The organism is Hornefia porci (assembly GCF_001940235.1).
GTDB classification, from domain to species: domain Bacteria; phylum Bacillota; class Clostridia; order Peptostreptococcales; family Anaerovoracaceae; genus Aminicella; species Aminicella porci.
Window position 1 is genome coordinate 2,320,542 of sequence record NZ_MJIE01000001.1, and the last position, 22,778, is coordinate 2,343,319.

The following is a 22,778-nucleotide window of genomic DNA, read 5'->3' on the forward strand; positions in this document are numbered from 1 at the left end:
AGGGGGTACAGGAAAAGCGGACAACAGACGAAGCGGCCCTGTGAAATCACGGATCGGCAGCCGCCGGGGGAGGGTCGGGTGAACCGGCCCCGTGAAATCGCGGATCGGCAGGCGCTGAGACCCGGTCAGGTGAACCGCGCCCCAGAGGCCGGAGACCCGGGTTTTGCTTCGATATATATAATGTAAGGAAAAGAAAATCAAAAAAACGTAAAATTAATTTTAAAAAGATGTTGACAAGGGAGTGAACAGGTGGTAATATATTAAATGTTCGCGGCACACGCGAGCACGGAAACCTTGAAAAATGAAGGGTTCCGGAAGAACCTAGAAAACCACATAGACAGGAAACGAAAGTCAAACAAGACAAAAAGAAACAGGTTGAAACAACCTTGGATCATGTACCAAATGATCCCCAAGATTTCCTAAAACAGTAATACGGTAACAGAAACAACTGTAGAAACAGACGTTAGCGTCTGACCGGATTAAACGGAAGGAAAGAGATAGTAAGCCGAAAGGCTTAATATACCATTTTCATTAAGAGTTTGATCCTGGCTCAGGATGAACGCTGGCGGCGTGCTTAACACATGCAAGTCGAGCGAGAAATCGCGGAAGGAAGCTTCGGTAGAATTCCGGGATGGAAAGCGGCGGACGGGTGAGTAACGCGTGGGAAACCTGCCCTTGACAGGGGGACAGCCGAGGGAAACTTCGATTAATACCCCATAACGCAGAGAGACCGCATGGTCCATCTGCCAAAGATTTATCGGTCAGGGATGGTCCCGCGTCTGATTAGCTGGTTGGTGAGGCAGCGGCTCACCAAGGCGACGATCAGTAGCCGGCCTGAGAGGGTGAACGGCCACATTGGAACTGAGACACGGTCCAGACTCCTACGGGAGGCAGCAGTGGGGAATATTGCACAATGGGCGCAAGCCTGATGCAGCAACGCCGCGTGAAGGAGGAAGGCCTTCGGGTCGTAAACTTCTGTCCAAAGGGAAGAAGAATGACGGTACCTTTGGAGGAAGCCCCGGCTAACTACGTGCCAGCAGCCGCGGTAACACGTAGGGGGCGAGCGTTATCCGGAATTACTGGGCGTAAAGAGTGCGTAGGTGGCTTTGCAAGCGTAGGGTATAAGGCGACAGCCCAACTGTCGTTGGCCCCGCGAACTGTAAGGCTTGAGTACAGGAGGGGAAGGCGGAATTCCTAGTGTAGCGGTGAAATGCGTAGATATTAGGAGGAACACCGGTGGCGAAGGCGGCCTTCTGGACTGTAACTGACACTGAGGCACGAAAGCGTGGGTAGCAAACAGGATTAGATACCCTGGTAGTCCACGCTGTAAACGATGAGCACTAGGTGTCGGGCTCGCAAGAGTTCGGTGCCGGAGCAAACGCATTAAGTGCTCCGCCTGGGGAGTACGCACGCAAGTGTGAAACTCAAAGGAATTGACGGGGACCCGCACAAGCAGCGGAGCATGTGGTTTAATTCGAAGCAACGCGAAGAACCTTACCAGGGCTTGACATCCCTCTGAAAGGCCGGGTAATGCCGGTTCCCTCTTCGGAGCAGAGGAGACAGGTGGTGCATGGTTGTCGTCAGCTCGTGTCGTGAGATGTTGGGTTAAGTCCCGCAACGAGCGCAACCCCTGCCATTAGTTGCCATCATTCAGTTGGGCACTCTAGTGGGACTGCCGGGGACAACCCGGAGGAAGGCGGGGATGACGTCAAATCATCATGCCCCTTATGTCCTGGGCGACACACGTGCTACAATGGCCGTCACAGAGGGAGGCGAAGGCGCGAGCCGGAGCGAAACCCTAAAGGCGGTCCCAGTTCGGACTGCAGGCTGAAACCCGCCTGCACGAAGCCGGAGTTGCTAGTAATCGCGGATCAGAATGCCGCGGTGAATGCGTTCCCGGGTCTTGTACACACCGCCCGTCACACCATGGAAGCCGGGGGTGCCCGAAGTCGGTCGAAAAGGCTGCCTAAGGCAAAACCGGTGACTGGGGTGAAGTCGTAACAAGGTAGCCGTATCGGAAGGTGCGGCTGGATCACCTCCTTTCTAGGGAGACACGTTTGCTGTCTATGGGTTTACTATGGGCTTGTAGCTCAGGTGGTTAGAGCGCACGCCTGATAAGCGTGAGGTCGGAGGTTCGAGTCCTCCCAAGCCCACCAAAATCCTTTTTAAGGATTTTATTTATCACGGGAAACCGTGGAAGTACCTTGAAAATCGAACAATGGAAAATGCAAACAATGCATCACAGAAAAGAGATCGAGATGAAATATCGTATAGGTATTAGCGAAGAAGCTAAGCAAATAGGGTAAGAAATCTACGATTTCAACCGAGAAGCCAAGAAAGCGAAAAACAGGAAAAGTTTTTTGACAAAGAAAGCCCATACATGAGCGCCATGTATGGCAGCCAAGGAGAACCGTATGAAGCGCGAAAGCGCGGCATACAGGAAAAGGCCAAGCAAAGAAGGGCATAAGGCGGATGCCTTGGCACTGGGAGCCGAAGAAGGACGTGACAAGCTGCGAAAAGCTGCGGGAAGGAGCACATATCCGGTGATCCGCAGATATCCGAATGGGGGAACCCGCCTGAGGTAATGCTCAGGCATAGTCATGCGAGTAAAGTAGTATGACATAAGGCAACGCGGGGAACTGAAACATCTAAGTACCCGCAGGAAGAGAAAGCAAACGCGATTTCCCAAGTAGCGGCGAGCGAACGGGAAAGAGGCCAAACCGGGTGCTTGCACCCGGGGTTTAGGACCATCAGAAGACAGTAACATCCTAGTGGAACATGACTGGAAAGTCAGAGCGAAGAGGGTAAAACTCCCGTAGACGAAAGGATGAGCTGCAGGATGGGATCCGGAGTAGGGCCGGACACGTGAAACCCGGTCTGAAGAAGGGGGGACCACCCTCCAAGCCTAAATACTACCCAGTGACCGATAGAGAAGAGTACCGTGAGGGAAAGGTGAAAAGAACCCCGGGAGGGGAGTGAAAGAGAACCTGAAACCTTATGCCTACAATCGGAGGGAGCGAAAGTGACCTCGTACTTTTTGTAGAACGGGCCAACGAGTTATGGTGTGCAGCGAGGTTAAGGTGCTGGAGCACCGGAGCCGAAGGGAAACCGAGTCTTAACCGGCCGCAGTTGCATGCTGTAGACCCGAAACCGGGTGACCTATCCATGTGCAGGTTGAAGTGTCCGTAAAAGGACATGGAGGACCGAACCCGTATCTGTTGAAAAAGGTTGGGATGACGTGTGGATAGCGGTGAAATTCCAATCGAACCCGGAGATAGCTGGTTCTCCCCGAAATAGCTTTAGGGCTAGCCTCGTGGAAAGATGCCTGGGGGTAGAGCACTGAATGTTCTAGGGGCCTTCACCGGTTACCGAAAACTATCAAACTCCGAATACCAGAGCATCATACACGGGAGTCAGACCATGTGAGATAAGTTTCATGGTCGAAAGGGAAACAGCCCAGACCGCCGGCTAAGGTCCCGAAATTCAGGTTAAGTGGAAAAGGATGTGGGGTTGCTTGGACAGCTAGGATGTTGGCTCAGAAGCAGCCATTCATTCAAAGAGTGCGTAATAGCTCACTAGTCGAGTGACCCTGCGCCGAAGATGAACGGGGCTGAAACCTGATACCGAAGCCGCGGATACTGAGAAGTATGGTAGGGGAGCATCGTGTGCAGGCAGAAGCGGAATTGAAAGAGACCGTGGACAGTACACGAGAGAGAATGTTGGCATGAGTAGCGCAAGGCAGGTGAGAATCCTGTCCACCGAAAATCCAAGGTTTCCTGAGGAAGGTTCGTCCACTCAGGGTTAGTCGGGTCCTAAGGCGAGGGCGAAAGCCGTAGTCGATGGAAAACAGGCAGAGATTCCTGTACCACCGAAGGTCGCAGAGTGAAGCGGGGACACGGAAGGATAGGCTGAGCGCGCCGCTGGTCGAGCGCGTCCAAGCGTTGAGGGAGCATGAGCAGGGAAGTCCGTTCATGTGGAACTGAGGCGTTAAGGGGAGGCAAGAGAGCCGGAAGCAGCCGATTTCACGCCGTCAAGAAAAGCCGCTGGCGAGACCCAAGGTGCCCGTACCGCAAACCGACACAGGTAGATGAGGAGAGAATCCTAAGGTGAGCGAGAGAACCATTGTCAAGGAACTCGGCAAAATGACCCCGTAACTTCGGGAGAAGGGGTACCACGGAGACGTGGTCGCAGTGAAAAGGCCCAGGCAACTGTTTACCAAAAACACAGGTCTCTGCGAAAGCGAAAGCTGAAGTATAGGGGCTGACGCCTGCCCGGTGCTGGAAGGTTAAGGGAAAGTGTCAGAGCAATCGAAGCACGGAACTGAAGCCCCAGTAAACGGCGGCCGTAACTATAACGGTCCTAAGGTAGCGAAATTCCTTGTCGGGTAAGTTCCGACCCGCACGAAAGGCGTAATGATCTGGGCGCTGTCTCGACAATGGACTCGGTGAAATTGTAGTGCCGGTAAAGATGCCGGCTACCCGCAGCAGGACGGAAAGACCCCATGGAGCTTTACTGCAGCCTGATATTGAGCCTCGGCGCTGCATGTACAGGATAGGTGGGAGACTATGAATTAAGTACGCCAGTATTTAAGGAGTCATCGTTGGGATACCACCCTTGCAGCGTTGGGGTTCTAACCGTGCGTCGTAAGCCGGCGCCGGGACAGTGGCAGGCGGGCAGTTTGACTGGGGCGGTCGCCTCCTAAAGAGTAACGGAGGCGCCCAAAGGTTCCCTCAGCGCGGACGGAAATCGCGCGAAGAGTGCAAAGGCAGAAGGGAGCTTGACTGCGAGACAGACAGGTCGAGCAGGGACGAAAGTCGGGCTTAGTGATCCGGTGGTTCCGAGTGGAAGGGCCATCGCTCAACGGATAAAAGCTACCCTGGGGATAACAGGCTGATACCCCCCAAGAGTTCACATCGACGGGGGTGTTTGGCACCTCGATGTCGGCTCGTCTCATCCTGGGGCTGGAGTAGGTCCCAAGGGTTGGGCTGTTCGCCCATTAAAGAGGTACGCGAGCTGGGTTCAGAACGTCGTGAGACAGTTCGGTCCCTATCCGCTGTGGGCGTTGGAGATCTGAGTGGGGCTGTCCTTAGTACGAGAGGACCGGGACGGACTTGCCTCTGGTGCACCAGTTGTTCTGCCAAGGGCACAGCTGGGTAGCTACGCAGGGACGGGATAAGCGCTGAAAGCATCTAAGTGCGAAGCCCTCCACGAGAAGAGATCTCCCCCGCAAGGTAAGGTCCGTGGGAGACTACCACGTTGATAGGTCGGAGGTGTAAGTACGGCAACGTATTGAGCTGACCGATACTAATAGACCGAAAGCTTGGCCGGAAGGCATTCCGGAATGTGATGAAGAAGCAGGAACCATTGTTCGGTTTTGAGGGTACCAATTCTCAGAAGAACTGAATCCGGTGGCAATAGCGAGGAGGTCACACCTGTTCCCATCCCGAACACAGAAGTTAAGCTCTTCAGCGCCGATGATACTTGGCGGGTGACTGCCCGGGAAAGTAGGACGCTGCCGGTTCAGAAATCAGAAGACAGGTCAGAAATGACTTGTCTTTTTTTTCGCGCGTTTTCATTCCGGCGAATCGAAAATGTTTTTTTGCTCGGCGGACGCAGCTGCGGCAGAATCTTTTTTGTTTATTAAATTTTCTTAACTCTATTGAATTAGGTTATTTTTGTGTTAATATTTAGGTAAAGACCGATTCGGCACAGGCTGTTTTTCACAGGCAGGGGCCGATCCGGCCAGAAACTGTTTTTCAGGTGACAATTATGTGAGAGGGAGTGACATTTATGAAAAAGAAAAGTAACATTGTCAGTGTCATCGTCCTGATTGTTGTCGTTGCGGTTCTCGTTATCGCGGCGTTCACAACCGACGCCAAGAGCGTTCAGAAAACCTTCTGGGCTCTTGTTCCGCCGGTCATAGCGATTGTCCTGGCACTTGTCACCAAAGAAGTTTACAGCTCATTGTTTATCGGTATAGTTGTGGGAGGTCTTTTGTATTCCGGCTTCAGCTTTCCGGGTACGATCAAGCACGTCTTCACCGACGGAATCGTAGCTCAGCTTACGGATGCGTATAACGTCGGCATCCTGATCTTCCTGGTCATTCTGGGAATCATGGTATGCCTGATGAACAAATCCGGCGGATCCGCAGCGTTCGGAAGGTGGGCGCAGAAACACATCAAGACCAAAAAAGGCGCACAGTTCGCCACCATCGTCCTGGGTATTCTGATTTTCATCGACGATTATTTCAACTGTCTCACAGTGGGAAGCGTCATGCTTCCGGTCACAGACCGTTTCAAGATTTCCAGAGCCAAGCTGGCATATCTGATCGACGCGACCGCGGCCCCGGTATGCATTATCGCACCGATTTCTTCCTGGGCCGCTGCAGTATCGGGTTTTGTCCCCGGCAACCAGAACGGAATCGCGCTGTTCTGCAGCTGCATTCCATGGAATTTCTACGCGCTGTTCACGATTACGTTCATGTTCGCTATTACGGCAATGCAGGCTGATTATGGCTTGATGGAGCTGCATGAGCTGAATGCGACGACAAAGGGCGATCTGTTTACGACGCCGGAGCGTCCGTATGCGGAGGCGGACAAAGCCAAGCTGAAAGAGGACGGAAAACTGTTCGACATGCTGATTCCTGTCATTGTGCTGGTCATCTGCTGTGTGATCGGTATGCTCTGGAGCGGCGGAATGTTCTCCGGAAAGAACTTTGTAGAAGCCTTCGCCAACTCAGATGCTTCCGTAGGACTCGCGGTCGGTTCATTCTTCGCCCTTCTCATTACTCTGGTCATTTACATGGTAAGACGTGTAATGAATTTCACAGAGTTTATGGCCTGTGTCCCCGACGGATTTGCAGCGATGATCGCGCCGATTCTCATCCTGACCTTCGCCTGGTCACTGAAGGGCATGACGGACAGCCTGGGCGCGTCTGTCTATGTCGCGGATCTGATTAAAAACAGCGCGAGCAGTCTGATGAACCTGCTGCCGTTTATTATCTTCCTTATTGCGGTCGGCCTGTCCTTTGCCACCGGCACCTCTTGGGGAACGTTCGGAATCCTGATCCCGATCGTTGTTACGGCGTTCAAGGACACCGATCCGAACCTGATGATCATCGCGATGTCCGCCTGCATGGCCGGCGCTGTCTGCGGCGATCACTGCTCGCCGATTTCGGATACCACCATCATGGCTTCCGCGGGAGCCCAGTGCTACCACATCAATCACGTCAATACGCAGTTGCCTTATGCGATGACTGTCGCGGCGATTTCCGCGGTCACGTACATTGTGGCGGGATTTTCGCGCAACGTGGTCGTGTCGCTGGTATTTGGCTTTGTCGTACTGATCGTTCTGCTGTACTTCCTGAAGAAGAGGGAACAAAAGAAATACGGCGCGGCCTGGGCAGACTGATTCTGCGCCCCGGCGCGTCCGGAACACGAGCCCCGGCTGTATATGAAGCCCCCGTCTGTCTGTGCTGATTGCAGACAGACGGGCTTTTGCTGTTTCTGCAGAAATCACATAAATTGGCAATTATTACCAACAATCTATGGACGGAATTTACATTTTATGCTATAATTAGCGCATGCTCATTATGTTCCTGCCGGACTTAATGGGCGCTGACAATGATTTGTTTGCAGCGCGCGGCGCACAGCCGGCTGCAGAGGGCGCCGGCATGCGCTGACTGATGCCTGCGCTGTGTATGCTATGCTGCGCCCGGCTCAGGTGAGGGAGGTCGTTACATGATCGTATTGAAAATTATATTTTGTGTGATGATCTGCGTACCGCTGGCCTGTGTGGGATGGTTCCTCTTTGAAAAGCTTCTGGAATCTGCCACCGGCGGCAGAGAATAAACGGGAGTTATTGATGAACAGAGGGCTTTTTATATCATTTGAGGGGCCGGACGGCTCCGGAAAATCCACGCAGATTGAGTATCTGAAAACCTATTTCCGGGAACGGGGGCTCGACTGCGTGTTTACCCGTGAGCCGGGAGGCACAGAGATTGGAGAAAAACTCCGGGAGGTGATCCTGGATAAGTCGAATAACGAAATGTGTGATATGACAGAGGCCCTGCTGTACGCAGCCAGCCGGGCGCAGCACGTCTGTCAGCTGATCGGCCCCGCGCTGAATGAAGGAAAGATCGTCGTCTGCGACCGCTTCATGGACTCCAGCATCGCCTATCAGGGCTGCGGGCGACAGCTGGGAGACAAGGTCAGAGTGATTAACGAATATGCGGTCATGGGCATAATTCCCGACCTCACATTCCTGCTGGAAATCGATCCGAGAGTCGGAAAGGGAAGAATCCGGGCGGACGAGAGAGACAGGCTGGAGAATGAAAAACTCCGGTTCCATAAACGCGTGTACCGGGGTTACCTGCAGCTTGCGGAACAAGAGCCGCAGAGAATTGTGCTCATCGACGGGAGCCGCAGCCGCGAGGAGATGAGAGCGGAAATCACGGGGCACATTGAGAGACTCCTGGAACAAAGGGAAGGGCAATGAAGCTGACGGATTACAGAAAATATGGAAACGCGGCGGAGCAGCTGTCAAAGGCGATTCTGTGCGGTCATATCTCACACGCATATATTTTTGAGGGTGACAATGACGTGGACAAGGTCGGATTCGCCAGAGCCTTTGCCGGCGCAATTCTCTGCAGAAACGCTCCGGGTGAGGGCTGCGGCCAGTGTCCCGTCTGCAGAAAGATCGCCGGAGATAATCATGAGGATGTCTATCACATCGTGCCCGTGGAAGAAAAGAAAGGCTATCCTTCGGTGAAGGACGGCGCGATTGAAAAGCTTCTGGAGGATCTGAAAACCATACCGACAGCGGGAGACCGGAATATCGCCATTATTGAAGGCGCGGATACGCTGACGCCGAAGGCGAGGGGCCATCTTCTGAAAACACTGGAGGAACCGGCGCCCGGAACGGTGATCATTCTTTTGTCAGAGAACGTGTATAACCTGTCGCCACCCATCAATTCCAGATGCGTCCGGTATCATCTGATGAATTTCACCGATGCGGCAGATACGGAGATGGATGCGTTTGCCGATGAAATACTGCGGATGACCCTCAGCGGAGCGTTCTTCTTTGACATTTGCAGGAAACTGGACGGTGAGATTAAGGGCAGGCCGGACGCCTTCACATTTCTGGATGCGATGGAAAACCGGATCGGATATCATCTGCGTGAACAGACGCCGGAATTTCAGAGCGCGCGACTGGCGAAAGGAGTCCGTGACGCGGAAAAGGCGAAGGAAAGGCTGCGGCGGAACATAAACTATAAATATGCGATCAGGGAGCTGATTTTAAAACTGGAGGAAAATAAATGGTAAATGTTGCTGGGGTGCGGTTCAAAAGTACCGGGAAGGTCTATTACTTTGACCCCTGCGATCTGGATGTACAGCCGGGGCAGGGCGTGATCGTCGAGACGGCAAGAGGGATGGAATTCGGCACAGTAACGATGGGAATCACGCCGATCAAGGAAGAGGATGTCACGCGTCCGCTGAAGAAGATCGTACGGATTGCCGGAGAGAAGGACATCGCACGTCACGAGGAAAACGAGAAGAAAAAATCCAGGGCGATGAAGACGTGTCAGGAGAAGATTCAGAAGCATCACCTCGAGATGAAGCTGATTGATGTGGAATACACATTTGATAATAATAAGATTATCTTTTACTTTACGGCGGACGGACGTGTGGACTTCCGGGAGCTTGTAAAGGATCTGGCCGGCGTTTTCAAGATGAGGATTGAACTGCGTCAGATCGGCGTGCGGGACGAGGCGAAGATGCTGGGAGGCGTGGGCTCCTGCGGAAGAGGGCTCTGCTGTGCCACCTGGCTGTCGGATTTTCAGCCCGTTTCCATCAAGATGGCGAAGGTGCAGAATCTGTCACTGAACCCCGCAAAAATCTCCGGCGTATGCGGCAGGCTGATGTGCTGTCTGAAGTATGAAAACGACGTCTACTCCGAGCTTCGGAAGGGAATGCCGGATGTGAACGAGCGTATCGAGACGCCGGAGGGGCTCGGAAAAGTTATCGAATCCGACGTCCTGACCGGAAAGATACGGGTGCGGATCTACACCGGAGAAAAAGACGATACCGGTGCTGACAAGCTCAGCGCTGATGTTTACACCTATAAAAAGGACGAGATAGAAAGATTTGACAAAAAAGACCGGAAACCGCAGAACGGCGGAAACAGCGGTGCCCACGGAAAGGGACACGACAGATCCGGAAAGCATCATCAGGAGCACGCTGCGCCGCGGAACGGTGCCGGAGGAGATAAGAGTTTAGGGAACGGAAAGGCCGGAAACCGCCGTCGCCGCCGCCGGAAGAACAGGAGAAACGACGGAGGAATGAATCCGCAGGAGTCCGGCGGAGGCGTCAGAGGAACCGGAAATGACAGAGACGGAAATGAAAGAGAAACGTCCGCTGAGAATTGACGATACCGGCTTCGGCAGCGTTCGCATTCTTCAGGATCCGGAAACGTTCTGCTACGGGGTCGACGCCGTGCTTCTCGCGGGATTCGCGGCTGCGCGTCTGAAGGGCAGGAGCCGGCCATCAAGACTTTGTGATCTGGGAACGGGAAACGGGATCGTTCCGCTGATTCTCTCGCACAAAACGCATATAGGCGATATGTGGGGCGTCGAGGTCCAGGAAGAGGTCTGGCGTCTTGCCGTGAAGAACGTTGAGCTGAATGATCTGGAGGACAGGCTGCATTTTCTGCACGCAAATGTCCGCGATATCCGGACGAGACCAGTCGAATGTCAGAGTCCTGCCGGTCAGCCGGTTTTCCCGGCAGAACTGGGAGGACCGGGAAGCTTTGACGCGGTGACTATGAACCCTCCGTATACGGCAGCCGGGAGCGGACTGCCGGCCGGAAACGAGGCCAGGACCATCGCCCGCCATGAGGTTGCGGGAAGTCTGGAGGACTTCCTGAGGGCAGCGTCCGCGCTTCTGAAAGACAAAGGGCATCTGTTTATCGTACATCGGCCTTCCCGGCTTATTGACCTTTGCGAGCTGTGCAGAAGGCTCCGGCTGGAGCCCGGAGAAATTGTCTTTGTGAGCGGAAAACCGATGGAGAAGCCGAATATCGTATTGATGCACTGTGTGCGGAACGGTAACCGCGGCCTGCGCATACTGCCGGAGATGCATGTGAGAGAACCGGACGGGAGCTTCTCCCATGAGATGCTGAAGCTTTATGAACGGGAAACGCCTGTGCGGGATGCGGCCTCCGCGATGCGGAAAGACAGAGAGGGACCGCCGCTGCGGTCGGAGAACGACATACCCGCAGCCGGAGGGAAACCCGGTGCAGAAGCTGAATGTAAAGATAGTGTAAAATAGCAGTTGCTATTATTTGGAAATTTGTATATAATATTCCACAAGGGAAGACGGGTGTATCGCCCGTCAGGAGTTTGGAGGTTTGAGCCATGATAACAATTGATCTGAAGTACACATTGATCTGCCTGGTGTTTGTTGCGCTGATCATCCTGCTGATCTTTCTCTGTGTCCTCGCGAAGAACCTGATCACAACGGTGAAAAACGTGAATAAGGTCGTCGATGACGCCTCGGTGGTGTCCGGCGTTGCCTCGGATAAGGCGATGCAGGTGGACGGAATTGTCGGGGATCTCGGTAGCGCGCTGAATGACCTCACCGCGGCCATGAAGGGGAATCAGAGCCTGGTGGGCGCCATGACGAACGTCGCCAAGGCGGCGGCGTCGACGGTGTCCTATTTCAAAAGTTCGGATCCTGCGGAATACTACAATGAAGAGGAAAAGAAAAAGTGGAAGAAGCACTGAATTTGGAACCGGACCGGAGAGGCCCTGAAAGGAGACGTGAGAAATGAAAGCTACTGGTATCGTGAGACCGGTTGATGCGCTTGGCAGGGTTGTGATCCCTGTGGAACTGAGACGTAATCTCGGGATAAAGACAGATGATTCGCTGGAGGTCTTTGTCGATGGGCAGTATATCATGCTGAAAAAGTACGAACCATCCTGCATTTTCTGCGGCGATATCGATGATATCCGGCTCATTCACGGAAAGAGCGTATGTGCGAAATGCATCGAGGAAATGAAAAAACTGTAATGTTTTCTTAAGAATAATTAACCTGCCCCGTGCAGGTTATTTTAGTTATCTTTGTTGAAACCGCCGGCGATAATTAGTATACTAATAGATGGAGAAAAAAAGCAACTGTTTTGGAGGGAAATGTGGCGAAATTTTTAGTACAGAAAAGTGAACCGTTAAACGGAGAAGTATATATCAGCGGCGCAAAGAACGCGGTGCTTCCTCTGATGGCGGCGGCGCTCCTCAGCGGAGAAACCTGCCGGATCGAGGACGTCCCGGATCTGCGGGATGTGGAAGTGATGAAGGAAATTCTGACCTCGCTGGGGGGAAATATCAGGGAATCAGAGGACTCGGTTCTTGAAATCACCTGTGACTCCATAACGACGAACGAGGCTGATTATGAGCTGGTGCGGAAAATGAGAGCCTCCTTTCTGGTTCTCGGGCCGCTGCTTGCACGCACGGGCAGAGCCAAGGTGCATATGCCGGGCGGCTGCACGATCGGTGCGAGACCGATTGACCTTCATCTGAAGGGCTTCGAGGCGCTGGGCGCGGAGGTCATTCAGAAGGATAATTATGTCGAGGCGCTTGCGCCCGCCGGCGGTCTCAGAGGAGCCAGCGTTTATCTGGATTTTCCGAGTGTGGGAGCAACGGAGAACATTATGATGGCGGCGGGGCTTGCGAAGGGAACCACCTATATCGAGAACGCCGCGGAGGAACCGGAAATCGTTGATCTGGCGAACTTTATGAACAAAATGGGAGCCCGGATTAAAGGCGCCGGTACGGATACAATTAAGATCGAGGGCGTGGAAAGCCTGAAGGGCTGCTTCCATACGGTTATTCCGGACCGGATCGAGGCGGGGACCTTCATGCTGGCAGGCGCGATCACCCGGGGACAGGTTCTGATCAAGAACATTGTTTCCGACCATGTCAAGCCTATTACCGCCAAGCTTCGCGAATGCGGCGTGACTGTGGAAATGGGTGACGAAGGCATGTATGTGGTGGCAGATCAGGGACCGCTGAGCTCTACGGACATCAAGACGCTCCCGTATCCGGGCTTTCCGACGGACATCCAGTCGCCGTTTATGGCGTTTCTGACTACGGTAGAAGGCTCCAGCACAGTGATTGAAACGGTGTTTGAGAATCGTTTCATGCATGTGGCGGAGCTGAACCGGATGGGTGCTAACATCCAGACAGAGGGAAACAAGGCGTACATTCAGGGCGGAAAAACCCTGGAGGGAGCACAGGTGATCGCAACAGATCTGCGGGCCGGCGCAGCGCTCGTTCTGGCCGGTCTGGTGGCGAACGGAACTACTGAGATCTCCGAGATCTATCACATCGAACGCGGCTACGAGAAGTTCATGAAGAAATTCAAGGCGCTGGGTGCGAACATTCTGAGAATCGACGATTAAATTAACAGTCGTCTGCGGTCGGATTACCGGCCGTCCGGCACAGATCCGAAGCAGACGGGAAAGAACAAAAACGGAAAGAAGCGGAGGGAGAAAATGGCGGATTTAAAGTATCTGGAACTTCTGGCTAAGGACTATCCGAATCTGGAGGCTGCATCGGCAGAGATCATCAACCTGAATGCGATTCTGGCGCTGCCGAAGGGCACGGAATATTTCCTGAGCGATCTGCACGGTGAGCATGAGGCGTTCATCCACATGCTGAAGAGTGCGTCGGGGACGATCCGGATGAAAATCGACGAACACTACGGAGGCATTCTCAGCGAGCAGGACCGGGACGATCTCGCAGCGCTGATCTACAATCCTCAGGCGGAGCTCAAGCGACGCCATAAAAGCGAAGCCGACTTCAACAAATGGTGTACCACTGTGATATATCGCCTTATTACGATATGCCAGTCGGTGTCAACAAAGTATACCCGCTCCAAGGTCCGGAAGCGCCTGCCCGGAAATCTGGCCTACGCGATGGACGAGCTGCTGCACGCAGATGACGAGGCGAACAAGAATCACTATTATGAAGCGATTATCAGTTCGATTATAGAATGCGGAATCGCGGACCGCTTCATCGTGGCGATGGCGGAGGCAATTTCCGATCTGGCGGTGGATCATCTTCACATTATCGGAGATATTTTCGACAGAGGGGCGCATCCTGACCAGATCATGGATTTCCTGATGAATTATCATGATGTGGATTTTCAATGGGGCAATCACGATATCGTCTGGATGGGGGCGGCCACAGGAAACTGGGCCTGCATTACCAATATTCTCCGCATGAACATCAGCTACAACAATTTCGATATGCTGGAGGTGGGCTACGGCATCAATCTGCGTCCGCTGGCAACCTTCGCGGAACGCGTCTACGGCGACGACCCCTGTGAGAAATTCATGCCCCACATCCTGGATGAGAACATCTACGACCCGGTCAGCCCGCTTCACGCGGCGCAGATGCACAAGGCGATTGCAATCATGCAGTTCAAGATTGAAGGACAGCGGATCAAGGCGCATCCTGAGTATGGCATGGAAAAGCGGCTTCTTCTGGATAAGCTCAATCTGAAGGAGGGAACGGTTACCGTCGAGGGAAAGGTCTGGCCTCTGCGTGACACTAATTTCCCGACGGTTGATCCGGAGGATCCCTATCGCCTCACTCCGGAGGAGGAGCAGGTCATGGACAGCCTGGAGGCCTCAATCCTGAATTCCGAGAAGCTTCAGCGCCATATCCAGTTCCTGTTCAGCCACGGAGCTTTGTACAAAAAAATAAACGGGAATCTTCTCTATCACGGCTGTGTGCCTATGGACGAGCAGGGCGAGTTCGTGGACGTCACCCTGGGAGGCGGGACCTATCGCGGAAAAGCCCTGATGGACTACCTGGACAAGCAGGTGCGCGCGGCCTATTTCTCGCCGGACGAGTCTCAGGAGGTAGGGCGCTCCGGCGATCTCATGTGGTACCTCTGGGAAGGAAGCAACTCTCCTTTGTTCGGCAAAGAAAAGATGACCACGTTTGAGCGTCTGTTCATCGCGGACAAAGCCAGTCACAAGGAGCCCACACGCCCGTATTACAAGCTGATTCGTCAGAAGGAGCCTGTGCAGCATATTCTGAGGGAATTCGGGCTGGATCCCAATCACGGTAAGATTCTGAACGGTCACGTTCCGGTCAAGATCAAGGACGGCGAAAGCCCGATCAAGGGCGGCGGACTGCTGTATGTGATCGACGGCGGAATTTCCAAGGCCTATCAGAAGCAGACCGGAATCGCGGGCTATACCTTTATTTTCAATTCGCGGTTTATGGCGCTGGCAGAACATAAGCCCTACACGCCGCTGCAGCCGGACGGTACGCAGACCTTCACCTCACCGACCCTGCAGATTGTAGACACCCTGCCCGAACGTATGCTGATCATCGACACCGATCAGGGCGCCGAGCTCGTGGAGCAGGTAAACGACATGAAGGCTCTCTGCGACGCATACCGCCGCGGTCTGCTGAAACAGCAGTATTAGGTATTAAAGGACGTTGATTTGCCGACGGCTCGGTCGGCGGACTGATGTCGGTAATAAGCGACAAAAGCATATTAAAACCCCTTGCAATCGTTGAAATTGCAAGGGGTTTTAATTGGTGCGCCACGGGAGACTCGAACTCCCAACCTACTGATTCGTAGTCAGGTACTCTATCCAATTGAGCTAGTGGCGCTTACGCATCTCACGTACCTTTTAATTATAACGTGTTTCAGCGCGTTTGTCAAAGGATATTTTTGTAAATTTTGGGTAATTGGAGCGTGTCGGCAGACGCTGACTGATGCCTGTGCCCAGAATTTCGGATGAAACGCCTGAAAAAGACCGCACCCCGTATCGTTGTCGTACGATACGGGGTGCGGCGCGTGTTTAAGGATAAACGATATGAGTTGTTATGCAGTGATAGCGTCTTCTTTCTTTACGTTCTTTTTCAGCTGTACGTCCGGTTCCTTCGGCAGGTGGAACAGCGGGATGAAGCGGTCCAGACCGGTGAAGGTCAGGATCAGCAGTGAGAATACCGCGATGATCGCCATGAAGTTATACCGGATGAAATCCGTGTTCGCGAATTTGTACAGCGGGTAAACGTTGGCTGCGATACCTACGTAGAATGCGAGGTAGACGTGCCACGGAATCAGCTGAGAACCGAATACGCCCATGGCGTCGCCGAAGGTGGCGTTTCTGAGCTTGATGCGGTACATGTCCTCTTCGCTCGCTTCGATGTTCTCCTCCGCGATGTCCTTGATAATCGGTCCGACCGTTACGATCTGAGCCATCTCGTCGGACAGAATCGCGTTACCGATGATGCACAGCAGTCCGTTGCAGGTCATCAGCTGGCGTACGTTCCTGGAAATCGCAACGATGCCCTTGGCAATCGGGTCGAATGCGTTCATGGCAGCCATGATTCCGCCGAACGCGGCAACCCACATCATCATGACGACAACCCAGGAACCGGCGTCAGAGAATCCGCTCATGCACATATCCAGGTACTTCTGCAGACCGCCTTTGAAGAAGGAAGTGGTTCCGGCCGGAATGCCCAGGATGTAGGCGGACAGGATTCCGGAGCCGATGCAGACGAAGGTGTTCAGGCCGATGACAGCCAGAACGATAACCAGAATCAGCGGAATGATCATGTACATCGCGACCGCATTGTCAGTACCGACCTGTGAAAGCAGGTCCACAGCCTGAGGACGCTCTGTCTTCAGGTACTCCATGGCGCTGTCCGGAATTGTGGACATGACGGCGGAGGTATCTGCGTGCGTCGTGGGCAGACCCATGACGATTCCCGCGATGACAAAGCAGATTGCCGCTGCGATCAGGCACAGGATTGACCACACTCCCTGATAACGGATACGGTCGATAACCTCGACGCCCTGAATACCGGAGGATACGATCGTCGTATCGGAAATCAGACCGATGTTGTCGCCGAAGCAGGCGCCGCCCGCAGTCGCGCAGGTAACCAGCAGCAGACAGCCGTCCGTTGTGCAGGACGGGTCTACGATGTGGCAGAGCCACAGGAAAATCGGCGCACAGGCTGCGAATGTTCCCCAGGAGGTTCCGGTCGCAACAGACAGAACCGCGGTGGACAGCAGTCCGACAACGGCGATGTAACGGGCAGTGATACCCGCCTTCAGCGCCAGATTAATAACAGAGGCGCCGACGCCGGTGGACATGAATGAGTTCGCCATTGCGTAAGCGAACATCAGAATAAATAACGCTACAATAATGTTGGTAACGCTTTTGATGGCGGCAGACTGGCATTCCTTGAATGTCAGGTGCTCGGTGAAACGCGCGATGATAATTGCGGCGATGGTTGCCAGCGGCGCAGCGATCAGCGCGTTCTGCCCGGCGATCATGAGCCCCGCAAGGACGATGATCGGCAGGAATTTGATAATTGCTTTCAGGATTTTCATTCTCCCTCTCCTCGTTGATTAGTGATAACAAATAACAACTCGTTATATTTTTAACGCAAGACTTGTGCCATGACGTCAGATATGAAGAAAAGGAGATACCCAAAAAAGGATTCGCCGCAAGTTGTGAGAATATGCGGACAGACAGAGGCAGATCCTCTGAAATAGATCAGTAAAGAATGAATATCAACTGCAACACGACCCATAAATGAGATTTATCAAAATAAATCGACCCATAAACGGGTCATAAAATGAGAGGATGAGAAAGAGAGAAGACTGAGAAGATAAGAAAATGAAAAAACTGCGGCTGTGAATCCCTGTCGCGAGATCCGCAGCCGCAGGTTGCGAGTGCTTTGTCATATTGCAGCTATTATATCAGAGCCCTCTTATATCAGAGTCTTCATCACGAGTTAGAAATCATCTGAAAGAATTCCTTAAAGGTGATCGGCGCCTGAAAGGCCTCCTGCATGACGTAGGCCGCCAGTCCGAGCGTCGCCACGATAATCAGGAACACGAAGATTATGATTCTGATAAATTTCCACATTATATTACCCTCACTAACAGCCGTTACGGCTTCATTACTTCACTAATGGACAAGCCATGTGATGACGAACAGCAGTACGGAGAAAGCCGCAAAGCAGTAGGAGATAATTCTCCAGAGCTTGTACTGTTTGTCCAGACTGGTTCTCTCCTCGGGAGTCGGTTCCGCGGTTGCGAGAGCCAGAGCTTCCACATCCAGAGCCTCCTGGGGAATCGGGCGCTTGCGTACATAAATCAGGTAGTATGCGATCGCCAGAACGTCCCAGATGATGTTGTACCAGATGGCGACAGGGTCGTAAGCCAGAACCAGCAGAATCGCGAATGTGATGATGCTGAACCATGCGCCGAAGGTACCGGCCGGGCACTTCCACGGTCTCGGAAGATCAGGCTCCTTCTTACGCAGCATCAGGAACGAGATATATCCGATGATGTAACACTGAATCTGGTTGTAGGAGCACATCATGGCAACGATCTTGATGGAGCCGGAAAGGATGAAGAAGATTCCCAGAACGCCGCAGAGAACAACTGCACGGTGCGGGCTCTTGTATTTCGGATGCACCTTGCCGAAGTATTTCGGGAAGTTGCCGTCCTCCGCCATGATATACATATAGCGCGCCGGTCCGGCGATACACGGGTTCATGGTGGAGAAGTCTCCGCCGAGTGTAATGCCCAGGCACAGGATGATCAGAGGAAGTCCGACGATTCCCGCGTACTGCATTGCGGATGCATATGGTGCCGCAGCGGTGTACAGGTCCGGAATATGCTCGGACGGCGTCAGTGCACAGAGGAACCACTGGAACAGCAGGTTAACCGCCAGAACGCAGAACGGTGAGATCAGCAGAGCTCTCGGCAGAGTGATCTGCGGGAACTTGACCTCAGAGCCCATTCCGACGATGGTCTCAAATCCGAAGAAGCACCAGAGTACCAGCAGCACGGCCTGTGCGAACGCATTGACTCCGTGGGGGATTCCCACGCCTGCGACCAGCGTGGTTACGCTGGAGAAATCCGCCTTGGCCAGTACTGTGGCAAACCATACCAGAGAGCAGGCCCAGAAGAAGAACATGAAGAAGTTCTGCGTCTTCCCGTTCATCTCGATGCCTCTGTAGGAAATTACAGTGAACAGGATGAACAGACCGATCGCGGGCATGATCTTCCACAGGAAGAGGTTCATATCAACATTTCCCTGGAACAGGTCGATCAGAGAGTAATCGTTGTCGTCCGTCGGAATATGCATTCCGCAGGCGTTCAGCAGTCTTACAAAGTAGTTGGAGAACGCCATGGACTCGGACGCGCCGATGCCGACCTGCGCCAGCGTGTAGTTCCAGCTTTCGAATACAGCGACAGGATAGTTGATTGCACGCTTGGCGAAGGAATACGTTCCGCCTGCCAGCGGCAGCGCAGCGCCCATTTCGCCGTACATTGCGCACGGCCAGAGAATGAGAACGAACGAAATCAGTGATGCGAGAATGACGGTACCGCCCATAAGCCCGACAATCTGCGAGCCTACAGTGAACAGTCCCACGCCGATGACAGCGCCGGCTGTAATGGTGACGCATTCCGCAAGTCCCAGAGTCCTGCTTAAGGATTGGGATTGAGCTTTGTCATCCATAAGATAATACCTCCTTACAATAAATAACAATTAATGGAAAACATAGTGTTATATATATCAGTTAATATATATACGAATCAGTGAACGGCTCCGGATGCCGCTTCCCCGGAGGATTTCCGCGCCTGCTCCTGCTGCAGCCGGGCGGCTCTGAGTCTTCTGCGCTGGCTGAAGTAGGGGAACATGAAAACAATAGTTGGTATGTTGAAGGTGAGCCACATCCGCAGGCAGAACAGACCGAGACCCTCGTACTGCCCGGGCTCCGACACGAGCAGGGGCCGAACTGCGAGGATCGTGGCGGCGACAAAGCAGACAACCGGAATGAGAAGCCCCGGATAACGGCTTTCGCGTCCGCTGAGATATTTCTGCAGACTGATGATCAGATACATTGCGACAAGTGCCGACGGCAGAATGATGACCATCTGATTTGTACTCATATTCAATAAAGCCTGCATCTTTGCGCTCTCCTTTCTCTGCACCTCTGGTTTACGCACGGTTTTGCAGCAATCTGTATGCGAAATCCCCGCAGTATGTGGGGATTCTGAATTTTATCTGAAGTTTGCCCGAAATATTACCGAAATATTATATACAGAATTTTATACTTCTTTCCGAATAAAGGCATAGTACAAAGCGGAAATTGACAGAAAAAAATGAAAGTGATATGATTAAATTATAAAAAAGAAGTTCCGATTTTTACCAATAATCTGATCATCGGCGCTGCGAGTGTAAGATATCGGTGCTGCGGATGCAGGATATAAGATGTAAGATGATGTGATAACAGGAGGCGACGGGAGGCGATATGGCATACTTCATCAGTGACAGACAGGCCCTGGCATCGGATCGGGAGCGCTCGGCCTATACGCCTTTTGTTCCTGAGATCCGGGGCTGCAAGAGAACCGAGGAAATGATCGCCAAGGGACATCCTTTGTACACCGCGCTCTGCAGTATTTCGACGCTGGAGAGCACGTCCAGTGAGATGGTGGTCTATCCGGTTGTCCCGGACGGCTGCATCAAGATGTTCTTTTATACGAGAAACAAACTGAATTACGCGAAGCTGTGCGGCGTGACAGACAGCCTCCGGAAATTCATCATCTATCCGGGAGATCAGATTCTGATCTTCAGTTTTATGCCGGGACACTGTGAATCCTTTGTGAAATGCGACGGCTGCGAGCTGACGAACAAGGCGGTCGACATTCAGGAGGGAATCCGGAACGGGCAGAGACTGACGGAGATCGCCAAGAGGGAAATCTCCATCGAGTGGAAGGCGCTGCTGATGTCCCGCGTTCTTCGCATGGAAACGAATGAGCGCGACACGGACTACCTGATTCGTTTCTGCACGGAAGCGATTCTGCGGAACAACGGCAACATTCAGGTGGCAGAGCTGGCGAAAAAGAGCGGTTTTTCCCAGCGGTACCTGGGGAAGATTTTTGAGCGGTATATCGGCATTCCGCCCAAGACCTACGCGGAGATCATCCGGCTGCAGCGGTCGCTGCGTATGATTTTCGATCCGGAGAACAAATCCTCCCTGCTGGAGATCGCCATGGACAACGGATACTTCGATCATGCGCACATGAACCGGGCGTATAACCGCTATCTGAACTGTTCATCGGGAGCTTTGAGGAAATCAGGGTTCTCAATTATAGATTACAACAAAGTTGAATCGTTGATTTAACAGGAAGGAGCCAGGAAAATGGCTGGAAAATATTATCTCGGTCTTGACAGCGGTACGACGGGAACCACGGCTCTTGTCATGGATCAGGACTGGAATGTGGCCGGCAGAGGCTACAAAGAACTCACGCAGCGTTATCCGCACCCGGGCTGGGTGGAGCACGATGCGATGGAGATCTGGGACAGCGTGCTGTACGCGGTTTCGGAGGCGTGCAGGAAGGCCGGCATCGATGCGACACAGCTTCGCTGCATCGGTATTGACAACCAGGGTGAAACGGTGGTGCTGTGGGACAAGACGACCGGAATACCGGTCTATAACGCGATCGTGTGGCAGGACAGACGGACCGCCAAATATGCGGATTCCATCACAGAGAAATACGGGAATATGGTGCGGGAGAAGACCGGACTGATGATCGACGCGTATTTCTCAGCCACAAAGATTCGCTGGATCATCGATAACGTACCGGGCGTCAGGGAAAAGATAAAAGAAAAGAAAATTCTCGCCGGCACGTTGGACACCTGGCTGATCTGGAAACTTACCCACGGGCGGGTCTTTGTGACAGATGTGACGACGGCCAGCAGGACGATGCTGATGAACATTCATACCGGCCAGTGGGATCAGGATATTCTGGACGCGCTGGACATCGACAGGAGCATGCTGGCGGAGATCTGTGACAGCTCTCATATCTACGGGAAGACAGATCCGCTGGATTTCTTCGGAACGGAGATCCCCATTTCCGGATCCGCCGTGGACCAGCAGGCTGCGCTTTTCGGTCAGGCCTGCTACAAGCCGGGTTCCATCAAGTGCACCTACGGCACGGGTTGCTTCATGCTGATGAATACGGGCGACAAGCCGATTTATTCCAGAAACGGAATTCTGACGACGGTCGCCTGGGGACTGAACGGAAAGATGACCTTTGCGCTGGACGGCGGCGTATACGTAACCGGAGCTGCGACACAGTGGCTGCGGGACGGGCTGAAAATCATCGACAGCGCGGACCAGACGGAGGCGATGGCGGTCGCGGCCGGAAACAACGGCGATGTATATTTTGTTCCCGCATTCTCGGGACTGGCGGCGCCTCACTGGGACTCCTACGCGAGAGGCACGATCATCGGCATCACCGGAGGCACCACGAGAGAGCAGATCGTCCGGGCGTGTCTGGAAGCCACGGCTTATCAGGTCAAGGACAATCTGGACGTGATGAAGCTGGACGCCAACATTCCGATCACTGCGATGCGAGTGGACGGCGGAGCGGTTGCGAACGGGTTCCTGATGCAGTTCCAGGCGGATATTCTGGGAATTCCGGTCGATATTGCGGCGGTGCATGATACAACTCCTCTGGGAGCGGCGTATTTGGCTGCACTGGCTATCGGCGATTTCGACGACCTGGATGAGATTCAGGCCAAGTGGAAGCTGGAGCGCAGCTACGAGCCGAAGATGAGCGTGGACGAGAGGGAAACTCTTTTGTACAAATGGCACAAGGCCGTGGAGAGATCGAAAAACTGGGCCGAGGATTAAAGCACGGCTCTGTTGATAAACAGTGTC

The 22,778-nt window shown here is 53.3% G+C and carries 15 protein-coding genes, 2 tRNA genes and 3 rRNA genes; 15 read left to right on the forward strand and 5 right to left on the reverse strand.

Translation table 11 applies throughout. The features are described 5' to 3' along the window. Positions 1-527 precede the first annotated feature (527 nt). The 13 genes from BHK98_RS10740 to BHK98_RS10800 all read left to right on the forward strand — a co-directional run bounded on the left by BHK98_RS10740 (position 528) and on the right by BHK98_RS10800 (position 15,499). Positions 528-2,043, forward strand: a 16S ribosomal RNA gene (locus tag BHK98_RS10740). Positions 2,044-2,079: 36 nt separating this feature from the next. Continuing rightward, positions 2,080-2,156: transfer RNA gene (locus BHK98_RS10745), tRNA-Ile, on the forward strand. A gap of 289 nt (positions 2,157-2,445) precedes the next feature. Continuing rightward, positions 2,446-5,328: ribosomal RNA gene (locus BHK98_RS10750) — 23S ribosomal RNA — on the forward strand. A 76-nt stretch (positions 5,329-5,404) separates the two neighbouring features. Beyond that, positions 5,405-5,521 (forward strand): 5S ribosomal RNA (rrf, locus tag BHK98_RS10755). The 16S, 23S and 5S rRNA genes sit together here with 1 tRNA gene alongside, the layout of an rRNA operon. A gap of 269 nt (positions 5,522-5,790) precedes the next feature. Further along, positions 5,791-7,410: a Na+/H+ antiporter NhaC family protein gene (locus tag BHK98_RS10760; protein WP_075714165.1), complete on the forward strand. Its 1,620-nt coding sequence runs from the start codon at positions 5,791-5,793 to the stop codon at positions 7,408-7,410. 453 nt (positions 7,411-7,863) lie between these two features. Continuing rightward, a complete protein-coding gene (gene tmk, locus BHK98_RS10765) occupies positions 7,864-8,496 on the forward strand; it encodes a dTMP kinase (protein ID WP_075714167.1) in 633 nt (210 codons plus the stop codon). Continuing rightward, positions 8,493-9,323, forward strand: coding sequence for a hypothetical protein (locus tag BHK98_RS10770; protein ID WP_075714169.1), 831 nt, complete (start codon positions 8,493-8,495; stop codon positions 9,321-9,323). Before tmk ends, BHK98_RS10770 begins: the two co-directional genes overlap by 4 nt. Further along, positions 9,317-10,426, forward strand: coding sequence for a PSP1 domain-containing protein (locus tag BHK98_RS10775; protein ID WP_075714171.1), 1,110 nt, complete (start codon positions 9,317-9,319; stop codon positions 10,424-10,426). Before BHK98_RS10770 ends, BHK98_RS10775 begins: the two co-directional genes overlap by 7 nt. After that, positions 10,383-11,327, forward strand: coding sequence for a tRNA1(Val) (adenine(37)-N6)-methyltransferase (locus BHK98_RS10780; protein WP_075714173.1), 945 nt, complete (start codon positions 10,383-10,385; stop codon positions 11,325-11,327). The genes BHK98_RS10775 and BHK98_RS10780 overlap by 44 nt, the downstream gene beginning before the upstream one ends. An 86-nt stretch (positions 11,328-11,413) precedes the next feature. Then, on the forward strand, positions 11,414-11,782 hold the full coding sequence (locus BHK98_RS10785; protein ID WP_075714175.1) for a hypothetical protein: 369 nt from the start codon (positions 11,414-11,416) through the stop codon (positions 11,780-11,782). A 43-nt stretch (positions 11,783-11,825) separates the two neighbouring features. Then, complete coding sequence (locus BHK98_RS10790; RefSeq protein ID WP_075714177.1) at positions 11,826-12,068, forward strand: AbrB/MazE/SpoVT family DNA-binding domain-containing protein; 243 nt, start codon at positions 11,826-11,828, stop codon at positions 12,066-12,068. 122 nt (positions 12,069-12,190) lie between these two features. Next, positions 12,191-13,456, forward strand: a complete 1,266-nt coding sequence (gene murA, locus BHK98_RS10795) for a UDP-N-acetylglucosamine 1-carboxyvinyltransferase (protein ID WP_075715154.1) — start codon at positions 12,191-12,193, stop codon at positions 13,454-13,456. Positions 13,457-13,549: 93 nt separating this feature from the next. After that, the gene (locus BHK98_RS10800) at positions 13,550-15,499 is read left to right on the forward strand and encodes a fructose-1,6-bisphosphatase (protein WP_075714179.1); all 1,950 of its coding nucleotides are present in this window, start codon (positions 13,550-13,552) and stop codon (positions 15,497-15,499) included. Between the two features lie 113 nt (positions 15,500-15,612). Here BHK98_RS10800 and BHK98_RS10805 read toward each other — a convergent pair. The 5 genes from BHK98_RS10805 to BHK98_RS10820 form a co-directional block, all read right to left on the reverse strand. Continuing rightward, positions 15,613-15,689, reverse strand: a tRNA-Arg gene (locus BHK98_RS10805). A gap of 214 nt (positions 15,690-15,903) precedes the next feature. Continuing rightward, positions 15,904-17,421 (reverse strand): Na+/H+ antiporter NhaC family protein, encoded by a 1,518-nt coding sequence (locus tag BHK98_RS10810; protein WP_202816878.1) that lies wholly within the window; start codon positions 17,419-17,421, stop codon positions 15,904-15,906. A gap of 400 nt (positions 17,422-17,821) precedes the next feature. After that, positions 17,822-17,962 (reverse strand): hypothetical protein, encoded by a 141-nt coding sequence (locus tag BHK98_RS13575; protein ID WP_158024497.1) that lies wholly within the window; start codon positions 17,960-17,962, stop codon positions 17,822-17,824. 42 nt (positions 17,963-18,004) lie between these two features. Further along, positions 18,005-19,567 carry an APC family permease gene (locus tag BHK98_RS10815; protein ID WP_075714181.1) on the reverse strand — a complete coding sequence of 521 codons (1,563 nt, stop codon included), beginning with the start codon at positions 19,565-19,567 and terminating at the stop codon, positions 18,005-18,007. A 77-nt stretch (positions 19,568-19,644) separates the two neighbouring features. Beyond that, positions 19,645-20,001, reverse strand: coding sequence for a hypothetical protein (locus BHK98_RS10820; protein WP_143404586.1), 357 nt, complete (start codon positions 19,999-20,001; stop codon positions 19,645-19,647). Positions 20,002-20,363: 362 nt separating this feature from the next. Between BHK98_RS10820 and BHK98_RS10825 the strand changes: the two genes are divergently transcribed. After that, a complete protein-coding gene (locus tag BHK98_RS10825) occupies positions 20,364-21,236 on the forward strand; it encodes a helix-turn-helix transcriptional regulator (RefSeq protein ID WP_075714185.1) in 873 nt (290 codons plus the stop codon). A gap of 18 nt (positions 21,237-21,254) precedes the next feature. Then, positions 21,255-22,751, forward strand: a complete 1,497-nt coding sequence (gene glpK, locus BHK98_RS10830) for a glycerol kinase GlpK (RefSeq protein WP_075714187.1) — start codon at positions 21,255-21,257, stop codon at positions 22,749-22,751. Positions 22,752-22,778: the final 27 nt, after the last annotated feature.